Source organism: Candidatus Uhrbacteria bacterium (assembly GCA_016699205.1).
GTDB lineage: Bacteria > Patescibacteriota > Patescibacteriia > 2-12-FULL-60-25 > 2-12-FULL-60-25 > CAIXDN01.
The window spans coordinates 969,868-992,663 of sequence record CP064964.1; the positions used below are offsets into that span (position 1 = coordinate 969,868).

The 22,796-nt window shown below is 49.5% G+C and carries 24 protein-coding genes; 21 read left to right on the forward strand and 3 right to left on the reverse strand.

Features of this window, described 5'->3' with window-relative positions:
• Positions 1-32 precede the first annotated feature (32 nt).
• From asnB to IPH19_04955, 8 genes are all read left to right on the forward strand, one after another.
• Positions 33-1,826 carry an asparagine synthase (glutamine-hydrolyzing) gene (gene asnB / locus IPH19_04920; GenBank protein QQR60718.1) on the forward strand — a complete coding sequence of 598 codons (1,794 nt, stop codon included), beginning with the start codon at positions 33-35 and terminating at the stop codon, positions 1,824-1,826.
• Positions 1,827-1,831: 5 nt separating this feature from the next.
• A complete protein-coding gene (gene wecB / locus IPH19_04925) occupies positions 1,832-2,662 on the forward strand; it encodes a UDP-N-acetylglucosamine 2-epimerase (non-hydrolyzing) (GenBank protein ID QQR60719.1) in 831 nt (276 codons plus the stop codon).
• Complete coding sequence (locus IPH19_04930; protein ID QQR60720.1) at positions 2,631-2,825, forward strand: hypothetical protein; 195 nt, start codon at positions 2,631-2,633, stop codon at positions 2,823-2,825. Before wecB ends, IPH19_04930 begins: the two co-directional genes overlap by 32 nt.
• Positions 2,826-3,060: 235 nt before the next feature.
• Positions 3,061-3,405, forward strand: a complete 345-nt coding sequence (locus tag IPH19_04935) for a methyltransferase domain-containing protein (GenBank protein ID QQR60721.1) — start codon at positions 3,061-3,063, stop codon at positions 3,403-3,405.
• 4 nt (positions 3,406-3,409) lie between these two features.
• A complete protein-coding gene (locus tag IPH19_04940; GenBank protein ID QQR60722.1) occupies positions 3,410-4,414 on the forward strand; it encodes a Gfo/Idh/MocA family oxidoreductase in 1,005 nt (334 codons plus the stop codon).
• A 47-nt stretch (positions 4,415-4,461) separates the two neighbouring features.
• Positions 4,462-4,845, forward strand: coding sequence for a hypothetical protein (locus IPH19_04945; GenBank protein QQR60723.1), 384 nt, complete (start codon positions 4,462-4,464; stop codon positions 4,843-4,845).
• A gap of 113 nt (positions 4,846-4,958) precedes the next feature.
• Positions 4,959-5,903: a DegT/DnrJ/EryC1/StrS aminotransferase family protein gene (locus IPH19_04950; protein QQR61368.1), complete on the forward strand. Its 945-nt coding sequence runs from the start codon at positions 4,959-4,961 to the stop codon at positions 5,901-5,903.
• A 67-nt stretch (positions 5,904-5,970) separates the two neighbouring features.
• Complete coding sequence (locus tag IPH19_04955; protein ID QQR60724.1) at positions 5,971-6,441, forward strand: acyltransferase; 471 nt, start codon at positions 5,971-5,973, stop codon at positions 6,439-6,441.
• 45 nt (positions 6,442-6,486) lie between these two features.
• Here IPH19_04955 and IPH19_04960 read toward each other — a convergent pair whose 3' ends face one another.
• Positions 6,487-7,380 carry a class I SAM-dependent methyltransferase gene (locus IPH19_04960; protein ID QQR60725.1) on the reverse strand — a complete coding sequence of 298 codons (894 nt, stop codon included), beginning with the start codon at positions 7,378-7,380 and terminating at the stop codon, positions 6,487-6,489.
• A 112-nt stretch (positions 7,381-7,492) separates the two neighbouring features.
• Between IPH19_04960 and IPH19_04965 the strand changes: the two genes are divergently transcribed.
• From IPH19_04965 to IPH19_04980, 4 genes are all read left to right on the forward strand, one after another.
• Positions 7,493-9,283 carry an aminotransferase class I/II-fold pyridoxal phosphate-dependent enzyme gene (locus tag IPH19_04965; GenBank protein ID QQR60726.1) on the forward strand — a complete coding sequence of 597 codons (1,791 nt, stop codon included), beginning with the start codon at positions 7,493-7,495 and terminating at the stop codon, positions 9,281-9,283.
• 120 nt (positions 9,284-9,403) lie between these two features.
• On the forward strand, positions 9,404-10,183 hold the full coding sequence (locus tag IPH19_04970) for a class I SAM-dependent methyltransferase (protein ID QQR60727.1): 780 nt from the start codon (positions 9,404-9,406) through the stop codon (positions 10,181-10,183).
• A 5-nt stretch (positions 10,184-10,188) separates the two neighbouring features.
• Positions 10,189-10,932 (forward strand): class I SAM-dependent methyltransferase, encoded by a 744-nt coding sequence (locus tag IPH19_04975; protein ID QQR60728.1) that lies wholly within the window; start codon positions 10,189-10,191, stop codon positions 10,930-10,932.
• Entirely contained in the window at positions 10,929-11,792 is an 864-nt protein-coding gene (locus IPH19_04980; GenBank protein QQR60729.1) for a glycosyltransferase family 2 protein, read from the forward strand. The genes IPH19_04975 and IPH19_04980 overlap by 4 nt, the downstream gene beginning before the upstream one ends.
• On the opposite strand, the gene IPH19_04985 is transcribed toward IPH19_04980, so the two are convergent.
• Positions 11,789-12,532, reverse strand: coding sequence for a methyltransferase domain-containing protein (locus IPH19_04985; GenBank protein ID QQR60730.1), 744 nt, complete (start codon positions 12,530-12,532; stop codon positions 11,789-11,791). The two genes, IPH19_04980 and IPH19_04985, sit on opposite strands and share 4 nt — an antisense overlap.
• Before the next feature lie 37 nt (positions 12,533-12,569).
• Here IPH19_04985 and IPH19_04990 point away from each other — a divergent pair, with 37 nt between their 5' ends.
• Genes IPH19_04990 through IPH19_05010 form a run of 5 tightly spaced genes read left to right on the forward strand, consistent with a single transcriptional unit; the run spans position 12,570 to position 17,043 of the window.
• The gene (locus IPH19_04990; protein ID QQR60731.1) at positions 12,570-13,964 is read left to right on the forward strand and encodes a glycosyltransferase family 39 protein; all 1,395 of its coding nucleotides are present in this window, start codon (positions 12,570-12,572) and stop codon (positions 13,962-13,964) included.
• Positions 13,965-13,977: 13 nt separating this feature from the next.
• Positions 13,978-15,192: a glycosyltransferase family 4 protein gene (locus IPH19_04995; protein ID QQR60732.1), complete on the forward strand. Its 1,215-nt coding sequence runs from the start codon at positions 13,978-13,980 to the stop codon at positions 15,190-15,192.
• 2 nt (positions 15,193-15,194) lie between these two features.
• Positions 15,195-15,419, forward strand: a complete 225-nt coding sequence (locus IPH19_05000; GenBank protein ID QQR60733.1) for a hypothetical protein — start codon at positions 15,195-15,197, stop codon at positions 15,417-15,419.
• A 48-nt stretch (positions 15,420-15,467) separates the two neighbouring features.
• Positions 15,468-15,908: a hypothetical protein gene (locus tag IPH19_05005; GenBank protein QQR60734.1), complete on the forward strand. Its 441-nt coding sequence runs from the start codon at positions 15,468-15,470 to the stop codon at positions 15,906-15,908.
• Positions 15,909-15,915: 7 nt separating this feature from the next.
• A complete protein-coding gene (locus tag IPH19_05010; protein QQR60735.1) occupies positions 15,916-17,043 on the forward strand; it encodes an asparagine synthase C-terminal domain-containing protein in 1,128 nt (375 codons plus the stop codon).
• Here the strand turns inward: IPH19_05010 and IPH19_05015 are convergent.
• Positions 17,006-18,319, reverse strand: coding sequence for an oligosaccharide flippase family protein (locus IPH19_05015; protein ID QQR60736.1), 1,314 nt, complete (start codon positions 18,317-18,319; stop codon positions 17,006-17,008). The two genes, IPH19_05010 and IPH19_05015, sit on opposite strands and share 38 nt — an antisense overlap.
• A gap of 143 nt (positions 18,320-18,462) precedes the next feature.
• Here IPH19_05015 and IPH19_05020 point away from each other — a divergent pair, with 143 nt between their 5' ends.
• Genes IPH19_05020 through IPH19_05035 form a run of 4 tightly spaced genes read left to right on the forward strand, consistent with a single transcriptional unit; the run spans position 18,463 to position 22,772 of the window.
• Positions 18,463-19,131, forward strand: a complete 669-nt coding sequence (locus IPH19_05020) for a class I SAM-dependent methyltransferase (protein QQR60737.1) — start codon at positions 18,463-18,465, stop codon at positions 19,129-19,131.
• Between the two features lie 58 nt (positions 19,132-19,189).
• Positions 19,190-19,813, forward strand: a complete 624-nt coding sequence (locus tag IPH19_05025; protein QQR60738.1) for a hypothetical protein — start codon at positions 19,190-19,192, stop codon at positions 19,811-19,813.
• 18 nt (positions 19,814-19,831) lie between these two features.
• The gene (locus tag IPH19_05030; protein QQR60739.1) at positions 19,832-20,995 is read left to right on the forward strand and encodes a 7-cyano-7-deazaguanine synthase; all 1,164 of its coding nucleotides are present in this window, start codon (positions 19,832-19,834) and stop codon (positions 20,993-20,995) included.
• 10 nt (positions 20,996-21,005) lie between these two features.
• The gene (locus IPH19_05035) at positions 21,006-22,772 is read left to right on the forward strand and encodes an NAD-dependent epimerase/dehydratase family protein (protein ID QQR60740.1); all 1,767 of its coding nucleotides are present in this window, start codon (positions 21,006-21,008) and stop codon (positions 22,770-22,772) included.
• Positions 22,773-22,796 lie beyond the last annotated feature (24 nt).

A 22,796-nucleotide genomic window follows, 5' to 3' on the forward strand; every position in this document is an offset into this window, starting at 1 on the left:
GATGTCGTCGTACATCATGCCGGGAAAATAATATGTGTGGCATTAATGGTTTTACATGGCGTGATCCCGGGCTCTTGCGAAAAATGCATGAGCTGACGAGTCATCGCGGTCCGGATGATCAGGGGTTATGGGAAACCGAGTCCGTGTCTTTTGCGCACAATCGGCTTTCGATTATTGATTTGTCGCCAGGCGGGCATCAGCCGATGGCCTCGCCGGACGGACGATTTACGATTGTTTTTAATGGGGAGATCTATAATTATCGCGAGCTTCGGTCGCAGTTGTCAGGGGTCAGGTTTCAGTCGGGGTCGGATACGGAGGTTTTGTTGGCTGCATGGGAGGCTTGGGGAGAGAAGTGTTTGGAAAAATTGAATGGGATTTTTGCGTTTGCGCTTTGGGATCGTGATGAAAAGAGTTTGCGGCTCGTGCGCGATCAGATCGGCGTAAAGCCATTGTATTATTTTTATGACGGCAAGCATCTTGCGTTTTCATCTGAGATGAAGGCGCTTTTGCCGATTTTGTCTGAGCGCAAGATCGACCGTGAAGCGCTGAATGCGTATTTCCGATTGTTGTATGTTCCCGGCGAGAAGACGATGGTGGAGGGTCTCAAGCGTTTGATGCCAGGACATGTCGCGACATTTAAAGATGGAGCGTTTGACATTAAGCCGTTTTGGAAATTACAGGAAGGTGCCAGTATCGGTAGTTATGAAGAAGCGGTAGCCGGTGTGCGCGAGCGCTTGAAGGCGTCGGTTGCAAGGCAACTGGTTTCAGATCGACCTGTGGGCGTGTTTTTGTCCGGAGGCATCGATTCATCGGCTATTCTTGGGTTAGCGAGCGAAGCGGCTAGTGGACCGCTGAAGGCGTTTACGGTTTCTTACGCCTCGGATTTTCAACAAGAAAAATACAACGCCGATGCAGAGCTTGCTGCAAAGACCGCAAAACATTTTGGCGCAGAACATCATGTGATTAGATTGGATGCGATGATGGCGCGTGATTTATTTGAGACAACGGCTTGGCACATGGATGAGCCGGTCGCAAATCATATCCAAACATCGACGTATGCGCTCGCGCAATTTGCCAAGCCGGAAATTACGGTGGCGCTCGGAGGCGACGGCGGTGATGAATTGTTTGGAGGGTATCCGCGCTATTGGTATGCGGCGCAATTGAATCGATTGCATCGTTTGCCTTTCCCTTGGAGTATTTTTCAATTTGCGCCCAAGGATTCTTGGAAAAAATTGGCAGCCAAGTCTGGGTTGGAACGGCATCTTTCTTTTGTAGCGCAAAAAGAGGCGGATATTTCATCTGTCTTGAAACGAGAGATGAATGATCCGTTTGCAACATCAATGATTCTCTCGCCATATTTTTCTGGTTCTTGGAAAGACCAGACGAACTGGTTGCCGGATGAATCGCTTATCAGAACGGACCGTCTGACGATGGCTCATGGATTGGAGCAGCGCGTCCCTATTTTGGATGTTGATTTGGTCGAGTACGCGTTCCGTATTCCTTCGAAATATAAATTAGGCGACCGTAAACAGGGGAAGCGCGTGCTGATCGATGCGATGAAGCCGTGGATTGCTCCGCATCTTTTGAATGAGGAGAAACGAGCTTGGAATTCACCGATGGCCAAGTGGATTCGAGGTCCGCTTTTGCCTTTTATGAAGGAGATTCTCTCACCAGGATATGCTCCGGGCAGTGAAGCGTATCTCGATTTTGATGGTCTTCAGGCTATGCTTAAAGATCATGTCGATGTGCGTAAATATGCTCTGGCTCCGCTATGGTCAGCGGTTTCTTTTCAGCTCTGGTATAAGCAGGTTTTTTCTGGTAAATAAGCGCTATGTTAGCTGTCATTTTGGGGACTCGACCCGAGATCATTAAGACGGCTCCGGTGGTGCTTGAGGCCCAGCGGCGCGGTATTCCTGTTGTTATTATCCACACCGGCCAGCATTACGATGATGCCTTAGACGGGATTTTTTTTCGTGAGTTAGGGTTGCCGCAACCGGTCATGAATTTGGGTGTGGGATCGATGCCTGTGTTGAAACAGTTGGGAGCGATGATTGATCGTTTGCATGATGCGTTTCAATCGCTTCAGCCAAAAGTCGTCATGGTGCAAGGCGATACGAATTCTGTTTTAGCGGGTGCATTGGCTGCGCATAAAGTCGGAATCAAGGTTGCGCATTTAGAAGCGGGTTTGCGCAGTGATGATTGGGAGATGCCCGAGGAGGCGAATCGTGTCTTGGCCGGTTTTGTAGCTGACTTCCATTTTTGTCCGACGGAGGTGCAGCGTGACCGATTGAAAGGCGAGACGGTGATGGATGATGTGCATGTTGTTGGGAATACGGTTGTTGATGCGGCGTTACATTATCGGGAGATAGCAAAATCATCTGATGTTTTGATGCGCTTCAAGATTGATGGACCGTATGCATTGTTAACGATGCATCGGCCGTCGAATGTCGATGATTCAGAGCGATTGCGCTCGATGATTGAGATGCTTTCACGTCTTGCTGAGCGACGTGCATGGAAAATGGTGTTCCCTGTACATCCACGTACCAAGTCTCGTCTTGTAGCCAGCGGCTTGTGGGATGAGCTCTTGGTACGCATTTTGGGGCTGGCAGAGGGCGCTTTTTACGAGTGCCTTGTGTCTTTGCTCCAATACGGAACGTCCTGAAACGATTGCTGCTGGCGGAAATATTTTGTATGCCGGAAATGATACAGAAGAGCTCAATCGTATTGTAGATATCATGTTAGCCAAGCCGCGTGATTGGAATTGCCCTTTTGGTGATGGAGCGACGGCTGGCCGTGTCCTTGATATCCTGCACAAGTATCTATGAAGCTCGCTTCTTGGGAATCATTCTTCAATGAGTCGGTGCAAGCCGGATTGCAGCCGGGATGCTGGCTTGATATTGCAGGCGGATAGGCGCTGATGCTTAAGGATGCTGATCCCGTGTGATCAAACCGTTGCCGAGAAGGTGGAGTACCGAGTCATGGATCCAGTCGACCTACCACCGGAGTTGGCGATGCATGAACAGCCTTTGAGCTTGGGACGGCGTTTTTTGCTTAGCTGTATTGGAGCATGTTCCTAGACCTTGGGATGCCGTGCGAGAAATCCATCGTGTTCTCAAGCCTGGGGGAATCGCGTTTTTTTATGTTCCGTTTCTCTCTCCTTATCATGCGATGCCGGGATATTATGGAGATTATTTCCGTTTTACCGAAGACGCTGTCCGATCGCTTTGCGCAGATTTTTCAACTCTGGATTTCCGGCCGATCCGTGGTCCGGTTGAAACGATTATTCATCTTTTGCCAGGCGTACTGAGTCATTCATGGGTGCGCTTGTTGGGTAGAAGGATTGATTCGTTGCGTAAATCTTCTGGGAAGCAAGTTTCTGGATATAGTTTTTTTGTACGAAAATAATATTATGAAAATCCTTGTTGTCGGTGTTGGGTATTGGGGTCCAAATGTCGTCCGTAACCTCGTGGAGTTTCCAGAGGTCGAGTCGATTGGCATTTCCGATCTTGATACGGCTAAGGCGGCTAAAATGGTTGCGAAATTTCCTAAGACGCATGTAGCCAAGCCGGCACCGGATGCATTTGCTGACGGATACGATGCGGCGATTATTGTGACGCCGGTTGATACGCATGCCTCCCTTGCGGAAGCGGCTTTAGCAAATGGGTTGCATGTCCTGGTCGAGAAGCCGCTTACTCGTACGATTGATGAGGCAAAACAGTTGATCGCGAAAGCGGATGCTGCCGACAAGCGATTGATGGTCGGCCATGTATTTCATTATAAACCGGAAGTTCGTGCGTTGGTCGATCTTGTGAAGTCTGGAGAGCTTGGAACGGTGAAATATTTGGATTCCGTGCGTGTGAATTTGGGATTGTTCCGCAGCGATGTGAATGTTCTTTGGGATTTAGCTCCGCATGACCTTACAATTTTTGAGGCATTGCTCGAGAAACAGCCTCAGCGTGTCTCTGCGATTGGGGCGAAACATGTTTTGCACCCAACGAGTCCGCAAGAAACGATGGTGTATATGACGCTGGATTATGGCGATGGAACGCTTGGTCATGTACACGTCAATTGGTACTCTCCAGTGAAGCAGCGCTTGATGATGGTTGGCGGTGACAAGAAGATGGCTGTTTATGACGATATCAATACCGCGGAACCGATTCGCGTGTATGACCGTGGAACTTATGATCCGACGGGTGATAGCCCGGCTTATCCTGCGTTAAGAACCGGAGCTGTCGAGATTCCGCATATCAAGCAAGAGGAGCCGCTTCGTGCGCAGCTACGAGAGTTTTTCGCATCCATTACCGAGGGTCGTGCTCCGATGACAGATGGTCACGCCGGTTTGCGCGTTGTGAAGGTTTTGGAAGCGGCGATGCGATCGTTGAAACAGGATGGAGTTTTTGTTTCGTTGGACTAAAGCTAACCCTTGATTTTGAGGGCTGTTTTTGCTAGGTTTGACCTGCCATGCAACAGGAAAAGCCCGCGTTTGGTTACACGAGCAAGGACTATGTCCTTCAAGGTAGCCTTATCATCCTCTCCGACGAGTCGACGGTTTGGGACGCGCTTTCCAAGCGTGTTCGTACGAGTATTCGTAAGGCCGAGCGATCGGGTGTGCGTATCCGTGAGTTTGCTCCGGAGCGTGATCTCGAGACGGTCAAGCCGTTTACTCCAAACGATGATGATATCCCGCCGGTTTTTGAGTCCCGTCATCATGGATTTGTTGCCGAGGCGGAAGATACGGGCGAGGTGCTGGGCTGGGTGTTGACGGCTGGTGTCGGACGCAAGAACTTCTTGCTCTGCCATGCTTCAACTCAAACGGCAAAAAGTGCGAGACTCCCAACTTGCTGATGTGGCAGGCGATCAAGCACTCGTTTGGGAATTTCCAGTACTTCGATGTCGGCGTTTCGTATCGGCCTTCTTTGCAGTTCTATTTCTCCGGCCATCGCCAAAAGAGTTATCCGATGGTGATGCGTCCGACGGATTTGCCGATTGATCTTCGTATTACGCCGTTTGATACGGCTGCGTACGGAATCGATCCTGGTCCTGCGGCGGATGGCAAGAAGCTGCTGGATGAAGTGCTTGGTACGGACGTCTGGACGTTCTTTCCACGTGCGATGTTTGCGATCGCTGGGTGTTTGATGGAGTACCGCGATCAAGGCCGACTGACGGCAGATGATGAAGTACTGATCTCGACGACAACGGGCACGCCTTACATCTCGTCCTGCGTTACACGGGCGATCGAGAGCGTGTGCAAGTGGTCGCAGATTCCGTCGGACAAGACCAAGGCGGTGTTCCTGATCCATGAGTTTGGTTTTCCGAATCCCCATGCTGCGGAGATGCGAGCCTTCTGCGACCAGCGAGGAATTCCGCTCATCGAAGACTTGGCGTATGGCTGGGGCTCGGAAGGGACTGGGAATTGGGGTGATGTAAAAATCGTTTCATTCACCAAGCTTTTTCCGGTACAGTTTGGCGGTGCCCTCGTGGGTATGTCGATTCCGCCGGAACGTCATTGGAAGGTCTTGCGCAGCTCTGATCCTGCAAAAGGTGAAGAGGTGCTTGGACTTTTGCCTAAGGTTTGGCAGCCGATGGCCGAGATTCGTGCCAAGCGCCAAGAGATCTGGAATCTTTATGCCGACCGACTCGCGCAGGTAATTGATCCTTGGATGGCGATCGAACCGGGTGTGATGCCTGGTGCGTTCATCGCCAAACTCAAGGACGAAGAAGAGATGAAGCGCGTTCAAGCCTTTGTTCTACCGTTCGGTATCGAGGTTGGGAACTGGTATCATCACGCGTCGATCTTTGTTCCGTGTCACCAACGGATGACTAGCCGTCACGTTGACTATGTTTCCGGAGCGATCCTCGCAAATTTCCGCGAGAATTGCGGGATTCCCGGAGTGCGCTGCTGAACCAAGGGGCCTTGTCAAAGGCCCCTTTTCATGCTCAAATCGATTTGCACATTTGTCAGGAGAAGCCATGAAACGCGGTGGGTACAAGGCTGGTGTCGAACTCGATCTTTCGGAAGATGTCCATCCCAACTTCGCGAAGCTTGGCGATCGTGTGCGGATTCGGACGGGAACTATCCTGTTCGGTTCGGAGCGTGAGCCTCTCGTCATCGGTGACGACGTGTACATCAACGCGCGTTGCGTGATCCATGGCGGCAGCGCTCAGATCAAGATCGGTAGCCGCGTGACGCTGGCCGTTGGCGTCGTGATCCACAGCGATTCGGGTCCCAATACTTCGCCGCTGCTCCAGAAGAGTTATCCGATCATCGCCAAGCCGGTGACGATCGAGGACGATGTCTGGATCGGCGATTACGCCGTGATCCTGCCCGGTGTGAGAATCGGGAAGGGGAGCGTGGTCGGCACGCACAGCGTCGTGAAGAGTGATGTGGCTCCGGGGACGGTTGTCGCCGGTCAGCCAGCGCGGCTGACCAAGAAGCTCTGAATCAAAAACACCCCGTCTGCGAACTGCAGACGGGGTGTTTTTTTATTATTTTGTTGCGTAGACGATCAGGCCCCATGCGTAACGATCTCCTAGCCACTTACGAATTCCTTGTGGAAGATATCGGAAGATCGGGAATTTTCCGGCAGGCCAACCCTCAACTTCACCCGGAAGACAGAGGACCTCGACACGAACGTCGCGGAAGCCGACGGCTTCATGCATCGCTTTTAGTTCCTTTGGTGAGAATACTTTTGTTAATGCATTTCCTCCTTTTGCTGATCCATCCGTGTAACGGCTCACGAGGCGTGTCGTGTTAAAACGGTATTTGATCAATTTCCCGAGGAGAACTCCACGCAAGAACATGAAGTTGAACCAGTAAGTCCACGAGCGCTTGTTGTACCAGTAGGAGCATGTTTTTCCGCCTGGTTTCAATACTCGGTAAACTTGCTTGAGAGCGCCTGGCGTATCGGGCATATGCATGAAGCAGCCCCAGCCAAGAACGTAATCGAATGAGGCATCCGGAAATTCAAGATTTTGCGCGTCCATGCGCATGAGCTTTGCGTGCTGATTTTTCAATCGGAGATGCTCGGTTGTCATCTTGATAGCTTCGTCGGTGAGATCGATTCCAGTGACGTTTGCACCGGCTTTTGCGAAGTCGACCACGGACCAACCGCTGCCTATCGCGATATCCAAAACGTCCTTTCCGTTCAATTCTGCGTATGGAACCATTTTAGAAATGAGCGGGTCCTCTGGTTTTTCATAAGTGGCACCTTTCCACCATTTTCGCATACGACGCTCGATGTTGTTGAAGGTGTTCAGGTCGAGTGTTGAAACTCGTCCCGTTAAATCATTAGCTTCAGAAGTACCGACTCCGGCGGTAAATGGGTGGTTATCCCACCAGTCGCGAACTTTCTCCGTGTGCTTTGGGTCTGGTTGGTTCATAGAAATCAGAAGAAGACTAACATGGTGAAATCAAGCTTGAAAGGGCGTTGATAGGCTAGGGATAAAGTTCTTGCATAAAGCTGTTTTTACCTGCTAAGGTGCGGGCAATTGTATGGGTGCTCCCCTGATCGATACCAAGCGGGATGCGCAGGCGCATCGGGACGAGTATTTGGCCGCAGCGGCGCGTGTTATCGACTCTGGGGCATATTCTTTAGGGCCAGAAGTGGAGGCGTTTGAGAAGGAGTTTGCGGCGTTTTTGGGGGTGAAGCATGTCGTTGGGGTTAATGGAGGAACCGAGGCATTGTATGGGTCGTTTTTGGCGCTCGGTATCGGGCCGGGCGATGAAGTGATTCTTCCGACGAATTCATTTATCGCGACAGCAGAAGCGGTGATGATGGCCGGAGCCAAGCCCGTGTTTTGCGATGTTGATCAAGCGACGCATCTCCTTGATTTGGGAACATGCGAACGTTTGGTGAATAAAAAAACAAAAGCCATTGTCCCTGTCCATCTGTACGGTTTGGCTTGTGACATGGATGCGGTGATGGCGTTTGCCGAGAAGTATAAACTCGCCGTTGTTGAGGATGCGTGTCAGGCGCACGGCGCCTATTGGAGCGGGAAACGCGTCGGGTCGTTTGGTGTTACGGGCTGTTTTAGTTTCTATCCGACAAAAAATCTTGGTGCGATCGGAGAAGGCGGAGCGATCTCAACGAACGATGATTCCATAGCGGAGAAACTGCGTGCGATCCGTTTGCATGGAATCATGAAAGAAAAATATCGCCATGATATTTTTGGGACCAATTTGAAGATGGAAGCGCTGCAAGCGGCATTTTTACGTTTGCGGCTAGGCCGATTGGATGCGGCTAATGCACGCCGTCGGGAAATCGCGCGGGCGTATCGCGCGGGTTTTGCCGGACTGCCGGTTTCATTTCCCGGTGATTTTGGTGATCGACATGTCTATCATTGGTTTATTTTGGATACGGGACACCGCGAGGCTTTGATGAAATTTTTGTCGGAGCGAGGGATTGGAAACGGGATCCATTATCCGCTACCAATCCATCTCCAGCCTTCCATGTTGCGTTGGGGCGGCAAGAAGGGCGATTGTCCGGAGGCGGAAGCGGTGACATCGAGAATTGTTTCTCTGCCGATTTTTCCAGAGTTGACGGATGATGAAGTGGCGCAGGTTATTTCCGCGGTACGTGATTTTTTTGCCGATAAGCCGCGTATCAGGGCATCAGTACCAATATTGACTTTGAATTCTCGTTCTACGATCGAGAGACTGTTACCAAGATTAATACAGAATTTTGACGATGTATTTATAATGGATGGCAATAGTACGGATGGGACGCAAGACTATGTGCGTTCTCTTGGTGTACGTGTCGAAAAACAATTTGATCACGATATTCCAAGTTCACGAATTCAAGATTTTGTGCAAATGCGTTTTCGGCTCTGGTCAAAAGCAAAAAATGATTGGTTGTTTATCATTGATTCAGATGAATTTCCTACGTCGGCTCTCGTGGAGCGTGTTCGGGCTATTATCGCGGGAGATCGTCATGGGGAGGCGCATCGTTTTTGTCGTTTAGCAAGATTGCCGAATGGACAAATGATCGAACGAGCTACTTTTTATCCGGACTTATATATTCGATTGTTTCGCCAGTCGGACAAATTAACGTTAGCGAAGAAGAGAGTGCACGAACGGTTTATCGTCCCGAGTGATGTTATTCTAATCGACCATTCAGAAGCGCTGGTGGCGTATTGGCCTGAATTATCGGTTTTTGAGGCAAAATCAGAGAAATATTTATCGCTTGACCTTGAATCATCAGTTATCGATTGGAAAACGTTTTGGCGTTGGATATTTTGGTATAATATCCGACATGGCTTCGGTATCATTTTCAAATCTTTTTAGTGAGATGTCTCGCATATATCCAAGGTAAAATTGTCACGCCATGGGCCTACGAGCGAGTATTTTTGGTTTACAAGTATCGTATCGTGAAGGGTTATTGGCACCGGTTAAATCAAAATCCGTATGAGCGACATTCAACGCAAACAAGACGATTGGAAATGGCAATGGGAGCGCTATGAGGATAAAGAGCGCTGGTTGTTTCATGATTGGATTTTTCCTAACACGTTGGAGGCTTTTCGTGGAAAGCGTGTTTTGGATGCGGGTTGCGGCGGTGGTCAGCACACTTCATTTGTCGCACCATATGCGGCGGAGATTGTGGCGGCTGATCTGAATGCACTCGATGTCGCCAAGGAACGTACCAAGCAGTTTACCAATATCCAGTACGTTGAAGGGGATATTGCCAAGATTACATTTGATCAACTTTTTGATATCGTTTATTGCGTCGGCGTTATCCATCACACGGATGATCCGGACGCGACGTTCAAGAATTTGGCGAGTCTCACCAAGCCCGGCGGAAGAACGATTATTTGGTGCTACTCATATGAGGGAAATTTCTTGAACCGAGTGTTTGTCGAGGGTGCGAAGCGCTTGATTCTCATGCGCTTGCCTAAACCCGCTTTGAGAATGTTTTCAAAAATCATGACAGCGTTGGTTTATATTCCGGTGTATACGATTTACTTTTTGCCGCTGCCTTTTCTTCCGTATTACGAGTACTTCCAGAATTGGCGCAAACTTTCTTTTGAGCGCAATGATTTGAACGTGTTTGATAAGCTGAATGCTCCACAGACAGACTTTATTAAAAAGGAACGCGCAGAGCGTTGGTTTACGGAGAACGGATATCGCGATATCTCTGTCACGCCCTATGTAGGCGTGAGTTGGCGGGCGTCGGGGACCAAGACGTAGCTATTATGGAACAACCCGTCGGATCTTTAACGTTTAATCCCGCGATATCAAAAGCGATGGGGTATCAGCGTTGGATTTTTGATTTGATGAAGCCCGTGATCGGGCTTCATGTCCTCGAGATTGGGGTTGGATCAGCGCCATTTGTAGGATTGTATTCTGGAATTCGTCGATGGTATCCGTGCGACATTGATTCGAAAAGCGTGGCGCGCGCTCTTGAAATTGGTACCTCTGCTTTACCAGGAGTACAAATCAAGGGTTATGTAGGCGATGCTGGTTCTGATGCTTTTTGGGATCAGCTCAGTGAGTCCGAGCCCGATACGGTGATCGCTGTAAATGTCATGGAGCATGTGAAGGACGATGCGCTTTTCCTTAGGCGAATCTATCAAGTGTTTGACCGATCTGGTTCTGGAAGTGTCGGTCTATTTGTTCCTGCGCTACCATTTATTTATGGCAGTATGGATGCTTCGGCGGGTCACTATCGACGATATACAAGGTCCGGGCTTATGAAGCTTTGCCAGGATGCTGGATTTGTTGTCGAGCACATTCAGTATGTTAATTTTCCAGGGATTTTTTATTGGTGGTGGCGTGGAAAGATAAGAAAAACACGAGATCTCGCTGATCCCGGCTTAGAAAATAGTATTTCTAAAATAGATCAGTACGCCGTTCCTATTATCCGTTTCTTTGAAGATCGTGTCCCTCCACCCATTGGACAATCTTTAGTAATTCGGCTAAAGAGGGTATCAGTATGAAATCACTTTCGGTCATCATTCCGGCACTAAATGAAGCAGATGGAATTGCTCCTACGCTCGACCGAATCAAGGCCGTTGCCCAAGTCCAAGGATGGGATTTGGAGCTGATTGTTGTTGATGATGGCAGCAAGGATGGGACTGGGGATAAGGCTCGGGAAGCAGGCGCGACTGTTATCCGGCATCCCACGAACGGGGGATACGGCTTGTCTTTGCAGGATGGAATCCGTCTTGCGAAGCATCCGTTGGTTGCGATTACGGATGCAGACGGTACCTATCCGATCGAAGAGCTGCCAAAGCTGTACTCGATGGTTGCGGACGAGGGTTACGATATGGCTGTTGGTGCTAGAACCGGTACGGAGTATAAAAAGGGACTGCTCAAATATCCGGCACGCATCATGTTCCGATTACTTGCCGAATATGTCGCGGGACGTCGTATCCCGGATATCAATTCTGGTTTGCGCGTCATGCGCCGCGAGAAATTACTGCCGCATCTCTCGCGAACCTGTCTTGGATTTTCTTTCACGACATCGATCACGCTGATTTTTTTCTTGAACGGCTTTTTTGTCGGATACACGCCGATCAATTATGCGGTGCGTATGGGTAAGAGCAAGGTGCGTCACATTAAAGATACGCTACGTACGACGCAGATTATGGTGTCAGTGATTGCGCACTATAATCCATTGAAATTGTTTTTGCTGATCGCGCTTTTCTGTTTGCTCGCTGCATTGGTTGCGGTGTTTTTGGGATGGCTGATCGGTAGCACGTGGCTAGGATGGGTTTCAGCTGTATTAGTTGGCGCTGCTCCGATCTGTTTTGCTGTGGGTTGTTTGTCTGAAGGTGTAAGACTTTCGTCGACTTAAATTTTTCTCCACTGGGCGACCAGCATTCCTGATGCGAATCGTTTTGAGAAAATGGGCGACAGCCACTTTTCTAGTTTGAACAAGAAGGGCGATAGTATCGTTTTTAATTTCTTTGGCATTCTCCAGACCATGGAATTCAGAACAAATATGTACGCCGGACCACCGATATACGTACAAGATATCTCTTGGAAATGTCCTGACGATTTTTGAAGAAGTTCCTCGTAATTGATCGCCTCTTCATTTTCTTCGAAGAGATTATCGATGCTGTACCACATTTTGCGAATGATGTTCAGGAACGATTTGTCATGCGGTTCGGCAAAACACAATATTCCATTTGGCCTCAGTAATCGATGAAATTCCTTAATCCCTTCCATCGTGTGCGGCGGAAGGTGATGCAACCCGCCCACAATACAGATTACGTCGTAGGTGTTTGCAGGTAGGTTGGTTTTGGTTGCAGAGGCATGCACGGTGCGTGTTTGCGGGCGTTTTTCTTGATAGATGCTTAGTGCATTGCTAGAGATATCCAAAGCGGTAATACTAGCGTGGTTCCTAACAAGAAAGTCTCCGCAAGCTCCGGAGCCGCACATGGCCTCCATAACTTCTTTACCCGCCAGATCGATGTTTTTAAACAGATGCGGGTTTAAAAATTCCTCACGATATTTCTCGCTTTCAGCGTCGTGATAGTGGCTGTCGTATAGCGAGATAATGTTGTCGTAGTGCGCTTCCTGGGAGGATTCCATAGATGTATGATTATTATGCTGTATTGATTTTTTGTCTATGTTCCAACGATTACATGCCTTCGGCTTTGTTCGAATGAAGTATTTTGTGCTTTTGCTCGCTTTGATCGTTGGTTCGTATTACATCATTGCAAGTCCTGGTGTTTTGGAGGCAGACGCATCTCAATATCATGAAATGGCGCTCGGATTGACCTCTGGGCAGGGTTTTATTTTGGAGGGTGAAGTCAGTATGGAGCGCGAGCCATTGTATCCGTTGTTTCGGGCCGGATTATTGATGCTTGGCATAGATGTATCTGGCATCCTGTGGGTACAGCTTGCGTTTTTGATCTTTGCGCTTTGGGTTTTTATGCTCGTACTTGAGCGATTTTCCCATGCTCAGGCGCTTTGGAGCGGGGCGATCGCGGCTGTATATCCAGGATTCATGATTTGGCCATCTCTTCATCTTTCTGAAAGTCTATCCATTTTTCTTTTAGCAATTTTTTGTTATTTGTATGATCGTGCTTTGTCGCATGATGCTGCCCTACGTCAATCATGGTGGAAATTCTGCATGTTGGGTATTGTCTGCGGTTTACTGATATTAACCAAGGCTGCATATCTTCTTTTGCCAATCGTTATTGTTATCGCTATCTGTTTTCAAAGCAAAGTCGCGAAGCTCGCTAAGGCTTCACTATTTTTTGTTTTGGTTTTGGCGGTATTAATGCCATGGCTGTATCGTAATCATGTGCGTTTTGATCGATGGAGTATCACGAATCGATCCGGATGGATGGTTTATGCGCGTGGTATCAAGACGGAGTTTTCTTGGGGGCAGCTATTGCAAACCGGTGCTTCAGTTCTAGTTGGGGAGTCTGTTTTAGTCTGGCTCGATCCAGAAGCTCGGCCGATCGTTCGTCAACAATGGGTTGAGCCGCTCCAATCTGTTATTGCGATGAGAAAAGAGGGTGTTTCCTATGTTGAAATCGATCGGGTATTTATGGAACGCGGAAAAGAAAAACTGTTTTCACATCCGGCAAACTTGCTGCGTTATGCCGCTTGGATACCAATTGAGACGGTACGGTTGCTCGCTTTTGTGTCGCCGCGTTCGCCGCTTTTTAATGTCGAGCAAATGTTTATCGTTGAAGCGCGCGCAGAGGCACTTTCTTGGTTCAAAATTGTTCTGCTTGCTGTTTTACATTTTTTTCAGTTCGTTTGGATTGTCTCGATTTTTACCGGGTTGGTTATTCTTCTGCGACGAGGTCTGTTCTTTCAAATCAATATAGTGCTCGTATTGTATACGATTGGGATTTATGTTTTATTCGATTCCATCGCGCGTTACAGTGCTCCTGTTTTTCCGTTATTGGTTAGCTTGGCTTGCGTTGGTTTTGGTTGGCATGTCTCAGGTTTGAAAACGTTTTCTCGCTTTTTAAGCAAGCTGGCTTTTTTAAAGCCAGCGCGCTAGGATCGTTGGAACTATGAAAATTGCGATGGTGACTGACAGTTTGTATCCATGGGTGGGCGGGTCAGAAACGGCGATTCGTATGCATGTAAAGACGATGCGATCCATGGGGCACGACGTGCGCGTCTATGGTCTTTTTGATCAAGTCGAGTCACCTGGCGAGGATGTACCTACGATAAAAGTTTCGAGCCGCTGGATGGGTCTTCCGCTTAAGATCTATGGACGATATCGAAATTTACGACGTGAATTATTGTCTTTTAAACCCGATGTGATCAATGCCCATTTTATGCTCCAATCCGGATGGGCCGGTGTCGCTTGCGGGAAGTCCTTGGGTATTCCGACGGTAGTAAGTGTGCGAGGTAAAGGTGTTTTTTATCGGCCGAAAAGCTGGCTCGAGGTTCTGGCGTTCCCGATCTTTCGTCACCGCTCATTAACCGCAGACGCGATGCTTGCGACAAGCGAAGAGATGGCGGATATGGTGTTATGGCGGTGGGGCTTTAAGCCAACGCCGCTTGCTAATGGTGTTGAGACGCATCTTTTTCATCCGGACGTTGATGGCTCTTCCATACGGCGCGAACTTGGTTTGGAGGGTAAGCGTGTTATTTTCTGCGCGCGAAGGTTGGTTGTTAAAAATGGTATTCAGTATCTCGTAAAGGCATTGCCCAGGATCGCAAAAGCAGTGCCTGATGTGCAGCTTGTACTCGCTGCTCCAAAAGAACGTGAGTATGAAAATTTGATTGCTGATGCTAAGCAGCTGGGTGTTTTTGATCGGATGCATTTTGTCGGACAAGTTGATCACGATGTGCTGCCTCAGTACTTTGCGATGGCTGACGTCGTTGTTCAGCCGTCGCTCGCTGAAGCGAGGAGTTTGTCGTGTCTTGAGGCGATGGCATCTGGCAGTGCTATCGTTGCTACTGCTACAGGTGGATTGGCCGAGTTGTTAACGCATCGTCTCGATGGATATCTTGTCCCGCCGTTTGAGCCGAGTACGTATCATGTTTCGGCCCCAAAAGAAGAAGGTGTGCAGAATCTCGCGGCTGCAGTGATTGAAGTTTTGTCGGATGATGTGTTGCGAGCCTCCCTTGAGAAAAACGCGCGAGAATCGAGTTTGCAATACGATTGGTCTCAGACTTCTACGCGTACGCTTGAGATTTATCAGCAGGCAATGAAGATTCATGAGCAGGGTGGCCGTCGGTACAGCTGGTGGTCCTATTTTGGGTTTGATCGCTAACTATGTGCGGGATTGCCGGCAAAGTTGGGCCTGGCATCGGCCATGATCATCAAGATGATGTTTTGAAGGCCGCGCAACTCGTTTCGTATCGAGGGCCGAATGGCTGTCATGTTGATACGGTGCCTGGCGCCTCTTTTTCTCAGGCGCGCTTATCAATTATCGATTTGCATCAACGATCCGATCAGCCTTTTTTGGTCGTCGGATCGTCGTTACATGATGGTTTATAACGGTGAAATTTATAACTACCTCGGAGTTACGCTCCGGAGCTTGTTGCCTTGGGTTGGACGTTCCGTACAGAAGGCGATACAGAGGTCGTTATTGCTGCATATCAACAGTGGGGAGATGCTTGTTGGAATCGTATGAACGGAATGTGGGCGGTGGCGATTTGGGATACAGGGACCCATTCGTTAACGCTTAGTCGTGACAGGTTTGGCGTCAAGCCCCTCTACTACTCTCTCGCTGGGGATTCTCTAGTCTTTGGTTCGGAAATAAAGCAGGTGCAGCAATTAATTGGTTGGACGCCTGATCCGAATTGGAGAGAGGTGTTACTCATGCTGGATCGAAGGAACATCAATAAACGTGAAACGGTTTTTCTTGATATCTATCAGCTTGAAAATGGGTCTTTGCTAACCTATCGATTGGATGACGAGTCGAGACCTGTTTTGCGTCCTTGGTATGCGATGTCTACGCAGTCGACGGAATTAGCTTACGGTTGATGCGACGGTGCAGCGCTTCCGCGAGTTATTTATCGATAGTGTGCGTTTACGCTTACGTAGCGATGTTCCGGTTGGAATTTGCTTGTCAGGTGGGTTAGATTCGAGCGCGATTGCTTGTGTTATGGCGCGTGAACTTGGAGTTACGCCGCACGCGTTCAGCGTTGTTTACCAGGATCCTCGGTATTCGGAGGAGCGCTATATGGATGCCGTGGTTGCACATACGGGAGCCAATGGCGAAAAGATTTTTCCCTCCGGACAACAGTTTATTGAATCTATTCAGAAAATCGTTTGGCATCACGATGAGCCGCTTCAGATGCCAGGCACATTCTCGCAGTGGGGGGTTATGTCTTTAGCTGGTAAATCCGTACGCGTTGTGCTTGATGGACAAGGCGGGGATGAAGTTGCTGGAGGTTATCCTTCTTTTCACCCGGCCCTTTTTAGAGGTCTTGTTCGGGATCTTGTGTCTTCACGTGCGGCGAGTGCGTATCGTGAGATTGTCGAGATTGTTCAGGTGCAAGGTGAATATGGTTCATCGCTTAAGCATTTAATCGGCGAGTCTCTATTTCCGAGCACTAAACTGCCAAGCCGCACGTTGCGTTTATTAACTAAACAATATGCAACGCGCATATCGGGCACGCAGATCGCGCTCTCCTTCCGTGATGCCTTAGCAACGGAAATGTACAGGCAATTTGATCTGGAAAATTTGCCTATGCTTCTCAAGTATGAAGATCGGATTAGTATGGCGCACTCTATTGAGTCGCGTGCTCCATTTATGGACTATCGATTAGTCGAATTTTGCTTTGGCCTGCCCTATCAATACAAGATAAAGGGTTCGAGCATGAAATGGATTTTACGGCAGGCGCTGCAAGATTTGTTGCCAGCTGCCGTCCGCGATCGCCGGGATAAAAAAGGATTCCCAACGCCGCTAGCTGAATGGATGAAGCGTGATGTGGGCGCGTGGATGCGTTCTCAAGTTGGTCAGGCTTTTGAAGTTCGACCAGAGCTGCGAGAGATTTTTCAGCCTGAGGAAATTGACCGGTGTTTTGTTGAGCATCAAACCGGACGTGCTAATCACGAAAGGATTTTGTTTCGTGTTTTTACGACGATGCTTTGGTATCGTCAGTGGTATTCCTAGAGGATGCGCGTGGATAGGTGAGCGGAATGCCGGTAAGGCGGGTGAGGGTTTTTGAAATAACGGCGCCCCAAGCGCCAAAGAGCGGGATCAGGATGACGTTGCTCGCGATTTGAAGCACGGTATTAACTCCATAGAACTGCCACAGCGCTTTTACGTTGTGATGTGCTTGGAAATAGTTGATGCCGACGATGGATGCTAGTCCAAAAAGGCCGATAGCGTAAACGATTGAAGGTAGAACCTCATTTCCATATTGCGGGAATAGCAGCGGAATGGCGATCGGGGCGATCACGACGTAAGACGCGATCATGAGTCCCGATAATCCGAGCATCGTCCAAAAATGCTTGCGTGTCTGTGCGAGCGTTTTTTGATTTTGTTCGCGTGTCGAGAAACGGCGCAGCATCACGCCTCCGATCGCATTCACGAAATCCTTCATCTGCTCCGGAATCAGCGTTGCGATGCTGTAGTTGGCGAGCGTCCCGTATCCGGCAAGACTTTGCAGCAGAATTTGGTCGAGCTGTGCGGCGAGTGCTTGGATGATGCCGATCGCGTTCAGGTGGTCGCCGAGTTTTACGTGTTCGTCGGCGGAGCCTTGTTTTGGCAATTTACGGATCTCATTCCAGGTGATGAAGCCGCGGAATAAAATATCGAGACCGAGATAGGCAAAGAAGACGGGGAGCAGTTCTTTGGTTTTCCAGATGACGAAAAAGAAACACATGGCAAAAATGGTGTTATTGATCACGGCGATTTTTGTCAGACGCTGGATGCGTTCTTGTCCTGTCAGAATCGATCCGTATAAACCGCAGATGGCGTAGACCGGAAAGAGCGCGCCGGAGAAGGCGAGGGCCATAGCGACATGCGTTTCACCCACATACCAGCGCTCGATCGCCGCGATCAAGAGCACGAGCGAACCGAGCGGAGCGATCATGAGGATCCGTTTCATGCCGGCCCAAACAACGATCGTATCGCCTTTAGCAATTCCGCGAATAATTCCGGCGCTGACTCCACCGGCGGCAAACATTCCGGCAAGCGCAAACATGGCGAGGACATAGCGGAATTCACCCATGGTGTTTCTCGGCAACCAACGAGCCATGAGAAATGTCGTCGCGACACCGCGTAGCACACCGCTCGCTTGTCCAAAGCCTAGCCAAACAAAAGACTTGCCGTAGAAGCGCACATCAAAGCCAAGGGCTTGTGTGACTCGGTCCAAAGCTTTGCTACTTGATTGACGCAGTTCCATGCGACAGGTAGCGTACCCATGATCACTTTTTTGCGCCATATGGTAGAGAATAAGGACTTTTACGCCGAACATTCCGATCAGATTTGGGAAAAGCGTTTTGCGTCTCCGTTTCCTATCCGGAGATATGCACACACGACGCAATACGAGGCGATTTTAGCGCATGTGAAAGCCGGGAATCGGTTTTGGATTCCGGCTGCGGCGAGGGTGTTATTCCGATCATGCTTGCCAAACGTGGGATCGCGTCGACGGGAAGCGATTTATCACGGCCAAATATCGAACATGCCAATCAGTTGGCAAAATCACAAGGTGTAGAATCGCTCACGACCTTTCTGGAAGCTGATGCCGAACGTCTTCCGTTTGCCGACAGGTCGTTTGATGTTGTGATCAGCTCACATGTGCTCGAGCATCTGCCTGATTTTGATCAGGGGTTCCGCGAGCTGTGTCGTGTGGCTCGTAAGCGGGTTATCGTTGCTTTACCGACCGGCTTGAATGCTAGCGCTATGGCGCTTCTAGGTGGCGATCATGGATATTGGAAGCTCGGTAAGAAGTCCTTTGTTGCATTGCCGTGGGGATTTTTACGTGTATTATTTGGCGTTTTTGGTGAAGGGGTTCAGGAGGGCTATGCCGGACATGATGAATTGCCGCATATTTGGCGATACCCGTGGGTGATGCGCCGACGCTTGCAGCATCCTGAATGGAAGTTGGTTTCTTTTGAGGCGAGCACGCTTGTCATGCCGTATTTTAATTTCTTATTGCCAGTCGCCAAGTTTTTGGATCGATATCGCTCTGCTCCGATTTTGCGTAATTTTGGGTACGGATCGATTGCGGTTTTTGAACGGATCGATTCTTGATTATGTGCGGACTTGCCGGCTTTGCCGGATCTGGGGATCGGCGGAGGCCTTACGCAAGATGGCGAAGGCCATCGAGCGGCGCGGGCCTGATGATGACGGTTTTTTTGAAGCGCCTGGAGTCGGATTTGGTTTTCGACGATTGAGTATTATCGATGTTGGTGGCGGTCATCAGCCTTTATCAAATGAAGATGGTAGCGTGCAGGTCATGTTGAATGGCGAGATTTATGGATTCCAGAGACTGCGCGATGCATTGTTAGCGGATGGTTATCGTTTCAAGACAAAGTCCGATACGGAAGTCATTGTGCATGCGTATGCCAAATGGGGAGATGCGTGTTTTGAAAAATTGGACGGCATGTTTGCGATTGCGATTTGGGATGCAAAGGAGCGGCGTCTTGTGATCGCGCGTGATCGGCTCGGGAAGAAGCCGATGTATTGGACGGTGAACAATAATACGATTTGGTTTGCATCAGAACTGAAAGCGTTGCTGGCTGCGCGCGTTGTTGAGAAAAAGATCGACCTCGTTTCTTTGGCTGCTTATTTCAGGAGCGATGCTGTGCCAACGCCGCGCTCCATGTTTGAGGGCGTTTCAAAATTGCCGCCAGCTTCTGCCATGTCATGGAAAGATGGAAGTATTGAAAAGACTTGGAAGTTTTGGAGCTGCCCGCAGGAAACGATCGACTAAAGAGATCCGGTTGCGGGATTGCGTGAACGGTTTGATCTTGCCGTGAAAGAGCGTTTGGTTTCCGATGTGCCGCTCGGATTATTTTTGTCCGGCGGACTTGATTCGACAGCGGTTGCGGAGAGCGCGAGTCGGCAATCTTCAACAAAACTCAAGGCATTTACTATTGGATTTGATGACAAGTCGCATGATGAGTCGGAGGCTGCGGCGTTGGTCGCAAAGTCGCTGGGGCTTGAGCACTATGTTGAAAAATTAACCGCGGAATCGGCTTTGTCGATGATGCATGAGGCGACAGAGATGTTGGATGAGCCTTTGGCGGATGCGGCCGTGCTGCCGCAATTATTGTTGTCTCGATTTGCGAGAAAACAGGTAACTGTTGCTTTGAGCGGTGATGGCGGTGATGAATTGCTTATTGGTTATCAGCATATTCCAGCACATCGAGTGGTTGAAGCATTGCCTGCGATTTCCCGTTTTGGATCGCGTGTCGCGCAAAAACTTCCGGCTGGAGGAGGGTATTTTAGTTTGGGATTTAAGGCGCAGCGATTTGCGCGGGGAGCATCCATTGAAAATCGTTTGGCGAGAGATTTGGCTTGGCGCGGCGCGGTAGACGCATCGACGTTGAAGCAGATTCTTGATTCGCGGGTTTTATTGAACGCTGATCCGGATTGGTCTGAGCGTTTGTTGACTGAGTATGCTGCTGAAGCTGGGAATGATTTTGATGGATGGCGCGGATGGTCTTGGGCGTATCTCCGAAGTTTCCTGATGGATGAAGTTTTGGTGAAAGTGGATCGGGCGACGATGTGGTTTTCTCTCGAGTCTCGTGCGCCGCTGCTTGATCGACGCGTTGTTGAATATCTTCTCGCTTTGCCGACCAAGTACAAGACGGGTGCTTGGGGGAAGAAACGGCTGTTGCGTGAGCTTGTGAAGGGGCGCGTGCCGTCGGAGATACTTGATAAGCCAAAGCATGGTTTTGGTGTACCGGTAGCTGATTGGTTGCGAGGGCCGTTGAAATCGATGTTGTTGGAATTAACAGCGACGGATCGACTGCGTGAGCAGGGATTATTCCGACCAGAAGGTGTTGAACAGCTCGTGAGCGACCATATTTCCGGGAGAATTGATCGAAGAAAAGAGCTTTGGGCGATGCTTCAATTTCAGCTCTGGCATTCCAAATTCTTTCGTGATTAGGTAGCGGCCTATGATCAGGATTGCCATCATGGGTACAGGTATGGTGGGTGGAGCTCTTGAGCGCTATTTCCGTCTGCACGGTACCGTTCCGGGACTTTTTGACCCGCCAAAGGGTTTAACGGATGCATCGGTATTGGCTTTAGCCGATGTTATTTTTATCGCCGTTCCAACGCCGTATTATTTGGACGGGAGCGGGTTTGATGAAAGCTATTTGCGTTCCGCGATTGAAGCGATTCCGGTTCCGGGTAAGACTATTGTTTTGAAGTCGACGATTTTGCCAGGAACGACAGAGCGCATGCAGGCGGATTATCCGATGCATCGTTTCTTATTTAATCCGGAATTTTTGACAGAGACGACGGCGGATCGGGATATGCAGTTTCCAAATCGACAGATTGTCGGATACACGGCGGAGAGCCGGAAGGATGCGGAGCTCGTGATGGGTATTCTTCCGCGAGCGACTTTTGAGAATATTATTCCATCGCGTGCCGCGGAAATGGTGAAGTATTTTGGCAATGCGTTTTACGCGCTGAAGGTTGCGTACGCCAACCAGATGTATGATCTTTGTGAAAAGATCGGTGTCGATTATGACTTGGTCAAGGAATGCGCCAAAGCCGAGCCGTGGATGGGCATGCATCACTGGGAGATATTCCATAAAGGTTATCGCGGGTATGGAGGAAAATGCCTGCCAAAGGACACACGCGCGATTGTCCAGCTCGGAAGCCGTGTCGGATCGGATCTGTCGATTTTAAAGCAAGCAGAAGATTATAATAATGCGATCTGCGCTGCCCAGGGTTTGAATATCCAGTGGGAAGAAGGCTCGCCCAAGAAGGGAATGATTCCGCCAACATTTATCAAGAAGAAGAAATACTTGGTGACAGGTGGAGCGGGATTTATCGGTTCAACGCTCGTTGATGCTCTAATCGCCGCTGGTCATGAAGTGCGCGTGATCGATAATTTGTCGACCGGAAAACGGGAGCGCGTGCATCCATCGGCGGAATTCGTTTTGGCAGACTTCACCGATTTGGAACAGATTCGCGATCATTTTCAGGGTATCGATGGCGTATTCCATGTTGGAGCTTTGCCGCGTATTCCGTATTCCATCGAACATCCATTGCCGGCCGCGGAAGTGAATGTTATGGGAACGTTGAATGTGTTTGTGGCGGCTCGCGATGCGAATGTGAAGCGCGTTGTGTATAGCGCTTCTTCATCTGCGTATGGCAGCCAGGAGGAATTGCCTTTGCGCACGGATATGCCGGCAAATCCTTTGAATCCGTATGCATTGCATAAGTACGTCGGGGAGAAGATTGCCGAGCAGTTCCATCGTTTTTATGGAATGGAAACCGTGTCACTCCGTTATTTCAACGTGTATGGACCGCGGATGGCTAATGAAGGGGCTTACTTGAATGCGATTGCCGCCTTTATCAAGCAGCGTAAAAATGGCGAGCCGCTAACGATTTATGGTGACGGTGAGCAGACGCGCGATTTCACGCATGTGTTTGATGTGGTACGTGCCAATATGATGGCGATGGAATCAAGTCGCGTGGGCCAAGGCGATGTCCTGAATGTTGGAGCGGGCGAGAAACACTCGGTCAACGAGATCGCTGCCATTGTCGGGGGAATACCGCAGTATCTCGAAGCAAGAAAAGGAGAGGCTCGTGATACGCTTGCTGATATTTCAGGGACGCGTGAAGCGCTTGGTTGGGAACCGCGTCACAAGTTCGTTGAGAGTCTTCGCCAGTTGCTGCGTGATGAAGGGATTGAGCCTGCGATTAAGTAAAAAAGACCGCCCCGATGAGGGCGG